The 16,506-nt window shown below is 39.1% G+C and carries 15 protein-coding genes; 3 read left to right on the plus strand and 12 right to left on the minus strand.

Features of this window, described 5'->3' with window-relative positions:
- Positions 1 to 100: 100 nt before the first annotated feature.
- The 7 genes from PLANO_RS15740 to PLANO_RS15060 all read right to left on the minus strand — a co-directional run bounded on the left by PLANO_RS15740 (position 101) and on the right by PLANO_RS15060 (position 8,809).
- On the minus strand, positions 101 to 2,431 hold the full coding sequence (locus PLANO_RS15740) for a putative bifunctional diguanylate cyclase/phosphodiesterase (protein WP_052124346.1): 2,331 nt from the start codon (positions 2,429 to 2,431) through the stop codon (positions 101 to 103).
- 4 nt (positions 2,432 to 2,435) lie between these two features.
- Complete coding sequence (locus tag PLANO_RS15035) at positions 2,436 to 3,722, minus strand: aminotransferase class I/II-fold pyridoxal phosphate-dependent enzyme (protein ID WP_038705231.1); 1,287 nt, start codon at positions 3,720 to 3,722, stop codon at positions 2,436 to 2,438.
- Between the two features lie 512 nt (positions 3,723 to 4,234).
- Positions 4,235 to 5,194 (minus strand): nucleoside hydrolase, encoded by a 960-nt coding sequence (locus PLANO_RS15040; protein ID WP_038705232.1) that lies wholly within the window; start codon positions 5,192 to 5,194, stop codon positions 4,235 to 4,237.
- A 39-nt stretch (positions 5,195 to 5,233) separates the two neighbouring features.
- Complete coding sequence (locus PLANO_RS15045) at positions 5,234 to 5,647, minus strand: MarR family winged helix-turn-helix transcriptional regulator (protein ID WP_038705233.1); 414 nt, start codon at positions 5,645 to 5,647, stop codon at positions 5,234 to 5,236.
- Between the two features lie 286 nt (positions 5,648 to 5,933).
- Positions 5,934 to 6,731, minus strand: a complete 798-nt coding sequence (locus PLANO_RS15050; protein WP_038705234.1) for an SDR family NAD(P)-dependent oxidoreductase — start codon at positions 6,729 to 6,731, stop codon at positions 5,934 to 5,936.
- Positions 6,732 to 6,752: 21 nt separating this feature from the next.
- Positions 6,753 to 7,502: an SDR family NAD(P)-dependent oxidoreductase gene (locus PLANO_RS15055; protein ID WP_038705235.1), complete on the minus strand. Its 750-nt coding sequence runs from the start codon at positions 7,500 to 7,502 to the stop codon at positions 6,753 to 6,755.
- A 635-nt stretch (positions 7,503 to 8,137) separates the two neighbouring features.
- Positions 8,138 to 8,809 (minus strand): ankyrin repeat domain-containing protein, encoded by a 672-nt coding sequence (locus tag PLANO_RS15060; protein WP_038705236.1) that lies wholly within the window; start codon positions 8,807 to 8,809, stop codon positions 8,138 to 8,140.
- A gap of 114 nt (positions 8,810 to 8,923) precedes the next feature.
- Between PLANO_RS15060 and PLANO_RS16140 the strand changes: the two genes are divergently transcribed.
- The gene (locus tag PLANO_RS16140; RefSeq protein WP_197053094.1) at positions 8,924 to 9,061 is read left to right on the plus strand and encodes a hypothetical protein; all 138 of its coding nucleotides are present in this window, start codon (positions 8,924 to 8,926) and stop codon (positions 9,059 to 9,061) included.
- A gap of 149 nt (positions 9,062 to 9,210) precedes the next feature.
- Here the strand turns inward: PLANO_RS16140 and PLANO_RS15065 are convergent, their stop codons facing one another.
- The gene (locus PLANO_RS15065; protein WP_038705237.1) at positions 9,211 to 9,582 is read right to left on the minus strand and encodes a winged helix-turn-helix transcriptional regulator; all 372 of its coding nucleotides are present in this window, start codon (positions 9,580 to 9,582) and stop codon (positions 9,211 to 9,213) included.
- Between the two features lie 208 nt (positions 9,583 to 9,790).
- Between PLANO_RS15065 and fdhA the strand changes: the two genes are divergently transcribed.
- Positions 9,791 to 11,008, plus strand: a complete 1,218-nt coding sequence (gene fdhA, locus PLANO_RS15070; RefSeq protein ID WP_038705238.1) for a formaldehyde dehydrogenase, glutathione-independent — start codon at positions 9,791 to 9,793, stop codon at positions 11,006 to 11,008.
- 282 nt (positions 11,009 to 11,290) lie between these two features.
- Here the strand turns inward: fdhA and PLANO_RS15075 are convergent, their stop codons facing one another.
- From PLANO_RS15075 to PLANO_RS15920, 3 genes are all read right to left on the minus strand, one after another.
- Positions 11,291 to 12,799, minus strand: coding sequence for a DUF1846 domain-containing protein (locus PLANO_RS15075; protein WP_038705239.1), 1,509 nt, complete (start codon positions 12,797 to 12,799; stop codon positions 11,291 to 11,293).
- 320 nt (positions 12,800 to 13,119) lie between these two features.
- Positions 13,120 to 13,599 (minus strand): 23S rRNA (pseudouridine(1915)-N(3))-methyltransferase RlmH, encoded by a 480-nt coding sequence (gene rlmH, locus PLANO_RS15080; protein ID WP_038705240.1) that lies wholly within the window; start codon positions 13,597 to 13,599, stop codon positions 13,120 to 13,122.
- Positions 13,600 to 13,689: 90 nt separating this feature from the next.
- Positions 13,690 to 13,854 (minus strand): CxxH/CxxC protein, encoded by a 165-nt coding sequence (locus PLANO_RS15920; protein ID WP_038705241.1) that lies wholly within the window; start codon positions 13,852 to 13,854, stop codon positions 13,690 to 13,692.
- 370 nt (positions 13,855 to 14,224) lie between these two features.
- Between PLANO_RS15920 and PLANO_RS15090 the strand changes: the two genes are divergently transcribed.
- Entirely contained in the window at positions 14,225 to 14,974 is a 750-nt protein-coding gene (locus PLANO_RS15090) for an SDR family NAD(P)-dependent oxidoreductase (RefSeq protein ID WP_038705242.1), read from the plus strand.
- A gap of 97 nt (positions 14,975 to 15,071) precedes the next feature.
- On the opposite strand, the gene PLANO_RS15095 is transcribed toward PLANO_RS15090, so the two are convergent.
- Positions 15,072 to 16,277, minus strand: a complete 1,206-nt coding sequence (locus tag PLANO_RS15095; protein WP_038705496.1) for a S1C family serine protease — start codon at positions 16,275 to 16,277, stop codon at positions 15,072 to 15,074.
- Positions 16,278 to 16,506 lie beyond the last annotated feature (229 nt).

A 16,506-nucleotide genomic window follows, 5' to 3' on the forward strand; every position in this document is an offset into this window, starting at 1 on the left:
TAATGTTCCACTAGCATACCCCAAACTCAAAAAACGGACAGCAAAAAAGAGTTTCTTTTTCGCTGTCCGTTTTATTTGATTGGCTTACTGAAAAGTTATTTCATTTCACAGGTACTTCAACTGTTTCTACGACTACCGCAAAATTATCATCCACTTTTTCAACATCCCACTCTGTCCGATCGAGTAAGTTTGCTATTTGATCTACAGGCACTGGCCGGCTGAAATAATAGCCTTGTGCTAGGTCGCACCCTTCTTCTTTAAAGTAATTATATTGTTCTAAAGTTTCTACGCCTTCAGCAACAGACTTTAAATCCAACTTCTGTGCCAAACTAATAATTGTAGAAATAATAGAGTTGGTTTTTTTATTTTTAGATAGATTTCTAATAAAGGATTGATCAATTTTGATAGAGTCGATTGGAAGATCCTTTAAGTAAGATAAGGAAGAGTAACCCGTTCCAAAATCATCAATCGAGATTCGAACCCCTAGCTTTTTCAATTTATTCATAATGGCTATCATCGATTCAGTATTTTCTAGGAAAACACTTTCGGTTAACTCAAGTTCTAATATGTTCGGATCTAACCCTGTTTCCTCGAGAACCTGTTGGACAGTATCCACGATATCATTATTCACAAATTGTTTGACTGACAAGTTCACAGCTATATGGAAAGGACGACCATACGTATCGTTCCATTGTACCGCTTGTTTACAGGCCGTTCTTAGCACCCATTCTCCTATTGGAATGATTAATCCCGTTTCTTCTGCAATCGGAATAAAGCGATCAGGTGGAACGATTCCCCACTCTGGGTGGATCCAACGAATAAGCGCTTCTGCCCCATACATACACCCTGTTTTCGGATCGATCTGCGGTTGGTAGTACATGACTAACTCATTATTTTCTAGCGCGTTATGAAGATTTTCTTCAAGGTTGACTCGTTCTTCAAAAGAGCTATTCATCGAGTTCGTAAAGAACTTGTAATTGTTCCCGCCTAATACTTTACTATTGTACATAGCAATATCCGAATTTTTTATCAATGACTCTATATTCTCACCATCTGAAGGATAAAAACTAATGCCAATACTAGATCTCAAATATAGTTCATGCTGATCGATAAAAATCGGCTTACGAATTTCTTCTAAAATCCTCTCTACGATACGAGAAACTTCAAACTTCGTTCTTCCTAATAATATAACGGTAAATTCATCTCCACCTATACGAAACACAATATCTCCTCTAGAAACGCAACTGTTTAATCGTTTTGCGATTTGCTGCAAGAGTTTATCACCAACTGTATGGCCACGCGTATCATTTACCATTTTGAATTTATCTAAATCAATAAATAATACAGCAATTTCCTGTTCTAATTCCACAAAGCTATTTAGTTTCTCTGTAAACTGCAGACGATTAGGAAGTCCCGTTAAGTTATCGTGATAGGCCAGATAGGTACTTTCCTCTTCGGCTTTTTTGCGATCAGTAATATCCTGGATGGCACAAATAGACATCTTCTTTCCTTCTCTTTCTACAAAGTTCACATTGATTAATGTAGAAATGATATGTCCTTCTCGATCGACTAGCTCTGCTTCAAAGTTATGAATCGGGGTTCTTTTTAGAAAGCCTTTAAGCAAAGTCATTCGGCGACGTTCAGAAGGTGCCAATAAATCGAGTAAATACTGCTGTTCTGTCCCAAAAAGTTCATTTGATGCTGGATTGGTTTCCAAAATTTGATGATCTTCTTGAGCAACAATAATCGGTACAGGTACCAAGTTGAACATATTACTCAAAAACTCGCCTTTGTCACGGTTCTCTGCCTCAGCAATTCGGCGTAACTTGTTTTGAAAAAATGTTTTGCGGTTTGCCTGTTCTAAAATGTTTCCGCCTACGATACAAGTTCCAACAAGCACCCAAAGAAGTAAAGAAAGTATTTCAACTTCACTTGTGCCTATTAATGTAACTTGATAGATGATCACATAGCTTAGGGTAATTGGAACCGCAATTTTAAATCTTTGTCTCAGTATAAAGAATGCAAACATACTGACTATAATTATTCCACAAATCGATAGAATATAATTATCTAATACAATTTGACCTATATAAACTACACTCATCCCTGCAAAGCCATTGGAGATTGCTGTCATAAGCTGATGGTATTTTGAAAGGCGATTTGAAGATAAAACTAGTAAATTCAACGTAAATATAGGGTATAAGACAAAAAATATCACCTTAGCAATGTGCGGGTACTCTGGTTGTATATTAATATACGAGAATATAACCAAAGTAAGCCAGGCAAAGTAAGACAAGGCTATACCTAGTTTATTAAACACTCGTACTTCATTGTCATTTATAGATTTAAATTCATTTTCTAGTGAACGGTCCCGAAAACTTAAGGTCATTGGATGAAAAGACAATACAAGTTGATTTTTATTATTGTTCATATGCTCACATAACTCTATGCATATCAACTAATCTATTTTCTTTAATTCCACTAACTTGATGTTTGCCACAAACCTCTTCTAAAGCATTTACTGTATAATCAATCTGCTCTTTTGTATGATTGTAGTTGACGATTAACCTAATTCTTCCTTGGTTCATTTTCACAGCAGGAAAAACAATAGGAGTAGAATAAACACCCATATGATAAAGGTCATTGACGACCAATCTCAATTTATTATGATCCTCAATAAATACGGGAATAATCGGGCTCTCGCTGCTTCCAAGGTCAAATCCTTTAGATATTAATGAATTTCGCATGTAGTTACTTTTAGCATGCAGTTCATGAATTAATGAAGGATTGTTTTCTATCTCTTCAAGTGCTGCCAAAACCACTGCAGCATCTGCAGGTGTTAAACAGGCTTGGAATAAATAAGAATCGGAAAACCGGAGCAATGAACAATATTTCTTGTCTGCTGCAAGAAAACCACCAATAGAAGCTGTTGCTTTCGATAACGTAGACATAATAAAATCAACTTCACTACTTACCCCTTGCTCATAACAATACCCTTGTCCTTTGTCTCCATAAATACCGAATGTATGTGCTTCATCAACGTATAGATAAAAATTATGCTTCTGCTTTAACCTTACCATTTCTTTCAATGGAGCTAAATCGCCACTCATTGAATAAGCTGACTCAATAACCACAAAAATATTTTCAAATGAATCTTGATATCTTGCTAACTTCTTTTCAAGATCCACAACATCGTTGTGTTTAAATGGAACCCATTTTCTAGCATTAGATAGCTTTATACCGTTAATGATAGATGAATGACTCTCGCGATCAAAAAGAATAAGATCTTTGCTACCTACTAACATTGAAATAGCACCTAAATTTGCAGTAAATCCTGTTGGGAAAAGAACAGCACTTTCTTTTCCAGTCATTTCACTTATCTTTCGCTCTATATCTTTGTGTAAAGTTGTCATTCCACAAGAAGAGGCAGAAGTTCCAGCCCCAGTACCAAACTGACTTAAAGCGCGAGTCGCTTTTTCAATGACATTCTTATTTCTATTTAAACTAAGATAATGATTCACATTCCATAAAATACATTCTTTTTTTTCACCTGTTTGTTCTGTAATAACGTTCATTAAAGTAGCAGGACCACTTTCTAAATATCGGTCATATTCATTATCTACCTCAACAAAACTATGAATTGTTTTAGCTCTTTCCTCTAAATCAGTGACATCTTTTAAATAAGTAAGGACTTCCCCAATTGAAGCAAAGTTATTCGTCATTATAAAACCCCCGTCGTATATTTTTAAAATATAATTTATTAGTACTATCGTAACTATTCATAGTGCTATTGTAACACTGTTGTAAATTTATTCAATTAAATTTTTATTAATTCTCAAAAATATACTAAATATTTTCAGATAATAGGGACTAAAGAGTTTCTTATCAATAAAAAACGCGTCATTAAAGGATTCTTAACATCTCATTGTTAGTAGAGATTCTCGCATTAGGTTATTTATCAGGCTTTTTTAAGTTAAAAATTGGAAATTTTTTATTTGAAGTAAGCATTTAGAACCCTAAAAACCTTAATTAATATGTTCAAAACCAGGTATTCTCTTCAACTAAATTGTTTTAGAGAAGACTAAATGTCTATTAAAGAGTTTTTTTAAAGGACCAATATACCCTGTCGTTATTTAAAAATATTACTCTCCTTTTCTAACCCCATAAAAAAGAGCGTCTACAAGTCGATTATTCGACTCGTAGACGCTCTTTTTTAGATCTCTGAAGCTTTCCATTAATTCAATCTGTCCGAAATAACTTCTACCGCTTTTACAAATTCAGCGACAAATTCTTCGCGATTAACGGTATGAAGAACGTGTACGTTTGGCTTTTTGCCGGAACGACTTGTATAGTCAACAACTGTAGCTCCCGCTGTAAGCCCTTCTAGCGCTACTTCTACATAGCAATCTTGGCCTTCAAATAATTCGGGTCTCAACAAATACATAACGGCACAAACATCGTGGAAATGTAACACTTGATCATAGTTTTCTTCATGAAACGGTGTTCGCTTCATAACTTCCAAATAATAAGTCACAAGATGATACGCTTTTTCTGCAAATTCTGTTCCGATCGCCAATATACTTTTGGCTTCATCGATTGTGACAAACGCTTTGTGGGTAACGTCTAATCCGCTCATCACAACGGGTACACCTGAACGAAACACAATTTCTACTGCGTGCGGATCTACATAGGCATTAAATTCTGCACTTGGCGACATATTGCCACCTACTGCTGCTCCGCCCATCCAAGAAATCCGCTCGATTTTTGGTTTGACTTCAGGGTGTGCCAGTAACAACGCTGCTACATTGGTTAAGGGTCCAGTTGCGACAATGGTCATTTTCTCATTACTCGCCATAATTGTTTCCAGCATGGCTGTGATAGCTGGTCGTTTACTTACTGGTAAGGTTGGTGCGGGAAATTGTACATTGCCAAAGCCACTTTCTCCGTGAATATCTTCCGCCACTTCTAGTTCACGAAAGATCGGCTGTTCTAATCCACGTGCTATTTCAACATTTGCTCCGATATAACTTAAAAAAGAACGAGCGTTGTAATTCGTTTTGTCTTGAGAGATATTTCCTGAACACGTGGTAACAAGTCGAACGTCGAAAGCCTGTTCATTTGCAAATGCTAAAGTTAGCATCATCGCGTCGTCAATTCCTGGGTCTGTATCGATAATGAGCGGTAATTTAGTCATTGAAAAAGCCACCTTTCTTGAATTTCTAATGCATTATTCTCATTTATTTAATTTGCGGAAAATCTTGAGTAGCTGATCTCTTTCTTCAGCTGTTAAGGTTTCAAATAATTTTTTTCGCAATTCGACGCCTTCTTCGTTTGCTCTTTTGACCATTTCTGCGCCTTTATCTGTAATGGATAAAATAATCATTCGACGATCGGAATCCGATGTCGACCTAACCGCTAACTTTTTACTGACAAGTTTTTCTGATAAATGCGTTATTGTCGGAGGAGTTAACCCAACTTCTTTAGCGATGTCCGATGGGAAGCTATCTCCATGAGCTTTTAAATGAGCCAGAACCAAGATATGCGACACTCCAAGATCTTCATTGAAAGCCTTATTCCATTGAACGATTAAATTATCTGTTACTTTATCCATATTGTGAATGATTTCAAAAATAGTCTGCTCACTCATGTTCATAAATCCCTACTTTCTAATGAAGAAGAGCCCCTATTCTCTAGGGGCTCTTCATTTAGATATTACTTATATCAATCATATCATAGCGAGGAAAGCACATTATTACAAAACGATACGGACATTCTCAACTTACTTAGTTTTTCCAAGCCCCTGCGCTTAAAAGTTTTTCTTTGCCTTTGAAAGCGTAAAGAACAGCTACGATCGCTAGCACTAACATAACAAGAATTGTGTACAATCAACCTTAATAGCTACCGGTAAACTGGAAGATGTAGCCGTAATCGTCTTAACCATTTGATAACTCCTTAAAATCTGGAATGGTCGGATTGCTCAAGTAATGTCCGCCTTCTACTTTAATCGTTTGACCTGTAATAAACTTCGATTCATCAGAAGCAAGGAATAGCACTGTGTTTCCGATATCATCTGGTTCGCCGTGGTATGGCAGTTGATTGTATCTCATAAACGTATCTAAAAGCTCTGGAGATAAACTGTTTTTTGCAGCTGGCGTTAAAATTAATCCAGGTGCAACTGCGTTGCAACGAATATTTTGCTTGCCGTATTGAGTGGCAATGTATTTTGTTAAGTTAACCACACCTGCCTTTGATGCCCCGTATGCTGAACGAACCGAGTCGCCTGCAAATCCAGCCATAGACGTCGTATTAATAATTGCACCGCCACCATCTTTAATCATATGGGGAATCGCAAATCGACTTCCAAGAAGAACGCTCTTCAAGTTCAAATTCATCAAGCGGTCCCATTCTTCAAGATCCAAATTGACCACATCGATATCCTTTTTCAAGTTAGTTCCGCCAACATTATTCACCAACACGTTGATTTTTCCATATTGTTCTACCGTGTACTCAACCGCTTCTTGAATTGAGCTTTCTTTGCTTGCATCAAGGAAGATCCCTAGCGCATCGCCGCCTTGTTCGTTAATCTGTTTTGCCGCTTCTTTCGCGCCTTCTAGATTAAAGTCTGCAATGACGACTTTTGCTCCTTCTTTTGCTAATAAATTAGCTGACGAAAGTCCAATTCCAGAAGCTCCACCTGTAACTAACGCTACTTTGTTTTTTACTCTAGCCATTGTTCATTCTCCTCTTCAAATTTAACGTAATTTCACACTACCGCCATCTACCATAAGCGTTTGCCCCGTAATAAAGTCTGCATCTTCACTTGCTAAAAAGACTGCTGCTCTTCCAATATCCCCTTCAGGATCGCCAATGCGACGAAGCGGAATATTATTAATCATGGCTTCATACATTTCTGGTGCATTGTCTCGCCATTGTTCTACTCCAGATGTTAATGCGATTGGAGAAATAATGTTGACGTTGATGCCGTCTGGTCCCCATTCGTTTGAAGTCACACGCGAAATCGCGCGTATTGCTTCTTTTGCAGCTGCGTATGAGGTTTGTGTGTTTTGTCCGTTTATGCCCGCTCCTGATGCAAAGTTAATTACTTTTCCTTTGTTTTTCTTTAACTCTGGATAAGCTGCTTGCATAAAGTGAACCGTCGGATAAAAGCCTGTGTTAAACGATAAATCAAATTGTTCTTGCGTCGTTTCAATAAACGATGCTTGTTGCGATGCATGTGCGTTATTGACTAAAATATCGAGCGTTCCAAACTCCGCTACCACATCACTGACAATTTGTTGCACATTTTCTTTTACCGCTATATCTCTAATGAATAGAGCGCCTTTCGTGTACTGATTGATTTCTGCTAAAGTTTCTTGTCCTTTTTCCTCATTGATATCGACAATTGCAATATGTGCGCCTTCTTTAGCCATTGCAAGAGCAATTCCTCTGCCGATCCCTGAAGCACCGCCTGTAATGATTCCAACTTTTCCTTCTAGTTTCATTCTATTCACTCTTTCCATATGAAATATTTAGATATCTAAGTATTAGACTCCTAAATATTATCAGCAGCCTATGTATTTTACAACTTAATTGATAAATTCAACGGGTACTTCTATCTTTTGGCCTGGGAAATTTTTTTATTGGTTATATTCTTGTAAAAAAGACGCGTTTTTGGGTTTAATCTATTATTTACTTTTAAATCAATGAACGTTAAAAAGGCGATTCCCTTTTGAATAGGATCGCCTTAGCTTGTAGAAAAAGAATAGTAATTCATTGTTTCTTATTTATATGGGATCTTCCGCATAAAACGGACGCTTTCCGCGGACGAAGCGCTGAGCCTCCTCGTCGCAAGCTCCTGCGGGGTCTCATCACTCCGTTCTTCCGCAGGAGTCGCCGTTTGATGCTCCAGATCCTTGAGTGACGGCTTAAAAAGACCTCGTAACGCTTTTGTTAGTAGATAATAAACTAATTCAACTCACTTTGATTAAAGCAGGAAGATTCCAAGCGTTCTGACCACGGAGACTCCCGTGGAGTAACGTAGCGACGAAAGCTGAAGACCCCAGTGACGAGGAGACTGAATGCGATTACCTTTTGAATGGAATCGCCTTTTTTATACCATTTTTTAATCATAACTTTACTATTCTTCTAACAGTTTAATCATTGCGGTATAGCCTTTTTCCTTCGCATAATCGAGTGCTGTTTTATCCGAGTTGTCACGAAGTTCTTTGTTCGCATTAAATGTTACCAATACCTGTACAATTTGCTGATATATTTCCGAACCGTCCGTTAATGCGACTGCTTCAATCAATGCCGTATAGCCAAAATTATTTTGATGATCGATGTCTACTTGACCATCTTCTAACAGTAGCTTCACATTGTTTAAATGTCCTTTTTCAGCAGCAGGTATTAACGCATTGCCCCCATAACGATTCACAATCGATTGATTGGGTTTTGCATGCTCGATCATATACCTTAAAATCTCTGTTTTCCCTTGGGCGCCTGCATATAAATAAGCACTATCTTGAATACTATCTTGTTGATTGATGTCTGCTCCCGCATCAATCAATAGTTTCGCTATCTCGACATGATTGCCATGCGTGGCAATTAATAGCGGTGCTTCCTTTTTAGTATTCGTTTCATTTATTGGATAGGATGGATCCTGTAAAATTTCTTGCACCTTTTTTAACTCGTTGTTTTCAACTGCTTGAATAAGTTCGCTTGAGTGTTGCTGCACAATCTTCTCCCCTTCCTGACTACATCCCGTGACTAGTAATAAACTACTTGCGACCAGGCCTATAAAGCGGTTCATGCAAAACCTCCTTTACGCAATTCGAATGTGCGTTAAAAAGTTATGAAACAGCAAAGTACCATTCAAGTATTCTCTGCTTTATACTAATCTTACTTACTAAAGGGGGCAGACACAATGTCCGAAATGGCAAACGATTTTAAAGAGGCGTTAATCGCGAAAGTAAAATGTCTATCTACGAGTTCGCTGTACTTAATAAAGTATATGGCCATCATTTTGGTGCCGTTATACATTATTTATTTATTTTTGAATTGATAGATGTCAAAAAGACGATTCCGTTTTGTACGGACTCGTCTTTTTTGTTTCGAAGTTTTTATTGAAGCTTTAAAATTAGTTACTTGTGATAGGTTTTTCTACGGTATAGCTTATTAAGGTTAGATTTATTAAAAATGAAAAAAGAGTCTTTATCCATTTTTTGCAACAGGAAAATGTTTGATGTTTTTCTTTCCCCATTCGTCCATTAGTAAAACGATTGGAATTAGGCTTTCCCCTAAAGTGGTTAATGAGTATTCTACTTTCGATGGAACTTCAGCAAATACTTCTCGGTGGACAATCCCATCCTCTTCTAGCTCTCTAATTTGAGTAGTCAGTACCTTATGTGAAATTTTGGGAAGTAGGCGGTTAATCTCACTAAAGCGCAACACACCCTCTGTCCCCAAATAATAAATAATAATGATTTTCCACTTGCCACTAATAATCGATAAGGTCAGTTCCTTTTCGCAATTAAATTCGCCACTCTCAATTTCCCTTTTTATTTCTGACCGCAGATCACCCATTAGATTGCCCCCCTTCTTCCATTTCTTCCTGAAAGTAACCTTTAGGTAACCTTCTCACAAAAAAGTGCGTTCTTCCATTAAAAAGAATTATAATTTAGAATATAAAGAATATTGAATATAAATAACCAAATGTTTGCCCTTCTCCGATGCTGCCCCGGTGCAAAGATTCGATCTTTATCTGTAAAAAATTAGATAGGAGCTGACAGAAATGGCAGGAAACAGAGCGGTTGTATACAGAGGTGCTGGAACTGTAACAGTTGAAGATATTAGCTACCCTGAATTAATCATCAGAGACGGTCCCGGGGTAAATCCATTGAATGTAGGGCGTAAATGTGAACATGGCGTGGTTGTAAAAGTTGTTACTACGAATATTTGCGGAAGTGATCAACACATGGTGCGCGGCCGGACGACAGCTCCTGAAGGGCTTGTACTCGGCCACGAAATCACAGGAGAAGTCATTGAAGTCGGCCGTGATGTTGAATTTATCAAAAAAGGGGACCTGGTGTCTGTTCCATTTAATATTGCTTGTGGCCGCTGCCGCAGCTGTAAAGAACAAGACACACATATTTGCGAGAACGTAAATCCGGATCGTCCTGGATCTGCTTATGGCTACGTAGACATGGGCGGATGGGTCGGCGGGCAATCGGAATATGTGATGGTCCCTTACGCAGATTTCCAGTTGCTGAAATTTCCGGATAAAGATCAAGCGATGGAAAAAATACTGGATTTAACGATGCTTTCCGATATTTTCCCGACAGGCTACCACGGCGCTGTGAGTGCGGGTGTGAAACCAGGAGCTACTGTTTATGTTGCCGGGGCTGGTCCTGTAGGTTTAGCCGCTGCCCACTCTGCTCAACTACTGGGTGCATCTGTTGTCATCGTGGGGGATTTAAACAAAGAGCGCCTTGCACAGGCTCATAGTTTCGGCTGTGAAACTGTCAACCTTCGGGAACATGCGAACCTTGCGGAACAAATTGCTCAAATCTTAGGCGTCCCAGAAGTGGATTGCGCCATTGATTGTGTAGGCTTTGAAGCTAGTGGACATGGCGAAGGAGCCGGAGAAGCACCGGCTACCGTATTAAATTCCATTATGGAAGTTACTCGTGCAGGTGGACGTCTTGGTATACCAGGCCTTTATGTAACCGGTGATCCTGGCGCTGCTGACCAAGATGCTCAAAATGGAACCTTGAAGGTACGCTTAGGACTTGGCTGGGCAAAAGCTCACACGTTTGTGACGGGCCAAACTCCGGTTATGAGATACCATCGTGACTTGATGAAATCGATTTTAAGCGGAAGAGCACAAATTGCCAAAGCAGTAAACGCAACGGTCATTACGTTGGATCAATCACCAGAGGCATACGCTGAATTTGACCAAGGGGCTTCCAAGAAGTTCGTCATTGATCCTCATGGGCATTTTAAAAAGTAGATTGCTTAAGGCATGCATGATGCGTAGTTGGCTATTAGATTTTCCAAAACAAAGCATCACTATTTCGATATGAAGAAGCGCCAGGATAATGATCCTGGCGCTTTTGCGAAGTTGCATTACTAAACAGTCTACTAGCTCTTTACAGAACTAATCTGTCCTTGCTTAATTCAATTTTAAGCCGAACAAAGACATCGCAAGTTCAAAATAATCATATCTATATAAACAAAAAACACCTGCTTCAGACTTCTATGTAAGAAGAAATAGGCAAGTGTTTTCTAAAATCTAATTGTAATACAGGTTCTCAGTTGGATAGATCGGATCATTGGTGATGTCGATTCCAAGCTTCTTAAAAGTCTGTTCGTTTTCTCTATTCAATATGACCGTAGAATGAGCTTGAGTGTCTTTTAAATTTGGTAATTGCTTATAAGCCAGCTCAGAAGTAGGATTGGTGACCGCACTGATTGCCAGTGCAATGAGCACTTCATTGGCGCTTAATGTTGGGACGCGGCTGTTCAAGTCATCCGTTTTCAACCGTTGAATCGTCTGTAAAATCATCGGCGACAACAAATTAATTTCATCGGAAATATTGGTCAATTTCTTCAACCCATTCAAAATCGCGGCTGCCGAAGCATCCATCAAAGTTGTCGTTCGACCGGTGATTATCTCACCATTCGGCAGTTCTATCGCAATTACGGCTTGTAGATTCGTGCTGTCAATCTGCTCTTGGATTGCTTTCGCATAATTACGGGCCGGCAATACAGGTGTCCGGTCCTCTTTCTTTAAATTGGTCTCTTCCAGAATCACTTGCATGTGGCTTACACTGTCTTCATCGGCAAGCCCTTTTTTATAGTCATTCTCTACGACGAAACTGCGCCGAATGATTTCCTGCTTGGCAGCTTCCTGGACAATCCTATCGTCGGTAATGCCCGATTTCAGACGATTGACCCCCATATCAGTTGGTGAGCTGTAAACAGACGCTTTACCGGTAATCCTTTCGATAATCCTTTTGATGACAGGAAACGTCTCAATATCACGATTGTAATTGATCGCTACTTTTCCGTATGCTTCATAGTGATAATTATCAATCATATTTACGTCTTTCAAATCGACGGTAGCCGCTTCATAAGCGATGTTTACCGGGTGCTTTAATGGCAAGTTCCAAACCGGAAACGTCTCAAACTTGGCATAGCCGACTTCATTTCCAAGTTTATTCTCGTGGTACATTTGGTTAAGGCAGGTGGCCAGCTTTCCGCTACCTGGGCCAGGGCCCGTTACTACTACGATTGGCTTTGTCGTTTGAATATAAGGGTTTGTCGCAAATCCCTCTTCCCCAAGGACCGCGTCCACGTTTGTCGGATAACCTTCGATTTCACGGTGAATACAGACGCTAATTCCGCTTCTCTCAAGCTTAGTCATAAATACTTTGACTGTTGGTTGCCCTTGATAACGAGTGATTAAGACGCTGTTGACAGAAATGCCATATGCCCGATATTCATCAATTAAGCGCAAGACATCTTGGTCATACGTGATGCCGTAATCTTCACGGACTTTGTTTCGTTCGATGTCTCCAGCGTAGACACAGATGATGATTTCCGCCTTTTCTTTCAGTGTATGCAATAGTTTGATTTTGGCATCTTCATCAAACCCAGGCAAGACACGCTTGGCATGTTTGTCGCCTATCAATTTTCCGCCAAATTCCAAGTAAAGTTTATCGTACTGCTGCACCCGTTCTAGGATGTAGGCTGATTGTTCTTGCAAATATTTCTCCGAATCAAATCCAATTTTTTTCATTAATTTTGGTCCCGCTTTCTTTGCTTCAAAATTTCTCTTAACGCAATCGATAAAAACGCCTTAAGAGAAAATTTCAGCTAAAATTCATCTTCTATCATTATATAGCTTTTTAAAAAAAGAGAAAGGAAAACCACCTCGGTCCGTTCGATGATTGCGTGGTTTTAATAAGTGCCGCCATAACCTTATCATCCATGTATTCAAACAAAATAACGAAATTTAGACCCGCATTTAGCAGATTCAAATAGCCAAAACTTTATTTCCTTTTGATGGTTTTCAATAACTGAATTGTTCTTAGCGTTTGGTAATAATATAAACCCCATTTACTTATGATAAGGTTCACCCTTCATAATCCGAAACGCTCGGTAAACCTGCTCCACCAAAATCAACTTCATCAGCTGATGAGGAAACGTCATTTTTGAAAACGATAATTTTTCATCTGCTCGCTTTAATACATCATCGTGTAAGCCAAGTGATCCGCCAATGACGAAAACAATTTTGCTGCGGCCATAGGTCATTAACGATTCGATGTCTTTTGCTAGCTGCTCTGAAGTTTTCATTTTCCCGTCAATGGCTAATGCAATGACATACGCGTCAGCGGAAATTTTCGCCATAATTCGATCGGCTTCTTTCTTTTTGACAATTTCCATGTCCGCATCGCTTAATTGCTCTGGTGCTTTTTCGTCTGCAACTTCAATTTCGTTAATTTTTGAATAGCTTCCTAATCGTTTTGTGTACTCTTCAATTCCAGATTTCAAGTATTTTTCTTTCAATTTTCCTACACTGATAATTGAGATATTCACAACTTATCCCCCTTTACATTAAATTTACAAACAAGTTATGCACAAAAGTTATACACATACTCACAAGGCGAATCAACATCTTGTGTTCGGTTAGGTATTCGCCACAAGATACGTTGCAGCCTCTTTACAATAGTTGCAGGTTGTGGATAACTTTTCTGTATCTGATAATTCCGTTAGAATAGGATAGTTTTTAGTCTCTGCTACGAATACGTCTAACGCATGTTCTACATGGGTTTTACAGCATTTTATCTCCATTTATTCCACCTCTTTCGATTTCCGAATATTCCACATAGTTATACACATTTCATCTAGCTTTATCCACACCCTATTTTAACAGACCAAAAGAGTTCCGGATAGCGGAGCTTTTGTCCTCTTGTGGATTGTTAACAATAAATTTACAGATGAAAAGTTATCCACATACTATTTCTATGTTTTCGAGTGTTCCTTCTTCTTCTCTTCATTGTAGATTTTGATATTTGAATAGTATTAGTTCAAGACAATAGGTATTGACTTTGCGATAAGCACCCACCTGAAGTGACCCTACTCAGATTTCCTTTGCCTATACGAATGTTATATACTGATTTCACATATCTATCACTTTATTATTACATTTGGAGGAGATCTTATGATGTTCGAAAACAAAGTAGTAATTGTTAATGGTGGAACCGACGGAATCGGTAAGGAAGTCGTCTATTTCTTTTGTAAAGAAGGGGCTACTGTTCATTTTACCGGAAGAAATTGCGACAAAGGCTCTCAAGTAGAGAGCGACTGCAACGGAAACGCTCATTTTTACCAAGTTCATAACGAAAACGTGGAAGAAATCGAAAGCTTTTTTAAAACACTTGAAGCTGACGAACATCATGTTGATATTTTGTTCAACAATGCGGGTATTCTTTCTACAGGAATGGGGCCTTTGTCTCGAGTAAAGTTGGATGACTGGAATTACTTGATCGCTGTCAATCAAACAGCTATCTTCGCTTACATGAAATATTCTTTACTTGTGATGAGTAAGAAGCGTAGTGGAGTCATTATTAATAATGCCGCGATTCTTGGAAACGACAAAGTTAATCCGATGCTACCCGCTTATAGTGGAACAAAAGCAGCAGTTGTGGCGATGACCCAAAGCACAGCACTTCGCTTTGCTAACTTAGGTATCCGCGTCAATTGCATATCTCCTGGCCCTACAGAAACTGACTTATCCATTAACGCATATGGTGGAAAAGAGAATTATGAAAAACAATCTAAAGGACATCCTAGAGGAAGTTACGGGAAAACCAGTGAGATTGCAGAAGTTGTTTTATTTTTAGCTTCAGACAAAGCATCTTATATAAACGGTGCGGAAATAGTCGTAGACGGTGGCTATTCCTTAAAATAAACAAATTCAGGGTGCAAAAAAACTGTAGACCACTCGAATAAACCGAGTTTGTCTACAGTCTGAGTCCGCATAGAACCCTCTATGCGGATTTTTTATTTTATAGAGCTGAATTGTCAACAAGCTTTAGTTTAAACTCCATCAACTCACCATCTCGGTAAGCTTTAACCGTCAGTTCATCACCGATTTTCTTTTCATTGTATAGATGCTTTCGCAACTGAATAATATCATCTATTGCAATCCCATCCATCTCGATAATCACATCAAACTGCTCCATACCTGCTTTAGCTGCAGCTGAGCCATCTATCACTGAATTAACGACAACACCCTTCATAAGGTCTTCAGGAAGGTTTAACGTATCTTGACGAGAAGCTTGAGGCACTTGAATCAGATCCATCAAGGTAACACCCATCGCTGGTCGAATCATCTCACCATTTTGTTCAATCGACTCGATCACCGGAATCGCGGAGTTAATGGGAATTGAAAACCCAATACCTTCTACTTGTGAAGTCGCGATTTTCATCGAATTAATACCGATCAATTGCCCCGCTAAATTGACCAATGCTCCGCCACTATTCCCCGGATTGATCGCTGCGTCTGTCTGCAACACTTCTGCCTGCCAATCTTCTTGGCCATCGCCATTTAAATCCACTGGGACCGCTCGATCTTTACCAGAAACCACTCCTGTCGTCACTGAACCTGAAAAATCGAGACCTAATGGATTGCCGATTGCAATTACTGTTTCTCCTTGCTTTAACGCATCTGAATCCCCAAATTGAGCAACAGCTTGCACTTTAGCTCCATCCATTTCGAGTACAGCCAAATCCGTCCAAATATCGCTTCCTACTAGCTCGGCTTGAACTTTCGAACCGTCCGACAAGGTCACTTCAATACCGCTAGCTCCATCAATCACATGATGGTTGGTAACGACATAGGCCGTGCCATTTTCGTTTTTATAAATGACACCAGATCCTGTTCCAACAGCTTGCTCTTGTTGAGACGATTGGGACCAAAAATCTCCATTTGCTTGCAAATTACTGACGCCTACAACGGCATCAGCCGCTATATCAACTGCTTTCGTAACATCTGTCGTAATATTAACCGAGATCGTTTCAGAACCTGCCTTCGTCTCTTGCTCTTCAATTTGCGTAGTACTAGTCGCACTATCTGGTCTCATTTCTGGTAATGTATAAAACAATACCCAAACCAGTAATGCACCTACTACAACTCCACCTAATCCTGCAGCAAACGCACCTAAACGACTAGGTCTTTGCCTACCGTTCGGAGTTTGATTGTAATAACCCACCGCACTCATCCTTCCTCTTCTTCTTTATCTGTTTACCCCGCTTGAATCATTTATAAGACCTTTATCATTTTAGTTTAAAAATTTTGCGTGACCAAAGCAAGTCGGAAAAACTTTGTATATTTAACTTTCCTCTAGTATCAACAAAAAGAATAATTCAACACACTCAGAAGAAAGAGCGGAAGGCGGCGACTCCTAGGGGATCAGGACGAGCTGAAGACCCTGGACTGAG

This window comes from Planococcus sp. PAMC 21323, assembly GCF_000785555.1.
Lineage (GTDB): Bacteria > Bacillota > Bacilli > Bacillales_A > Planococcaceae > Planococcus.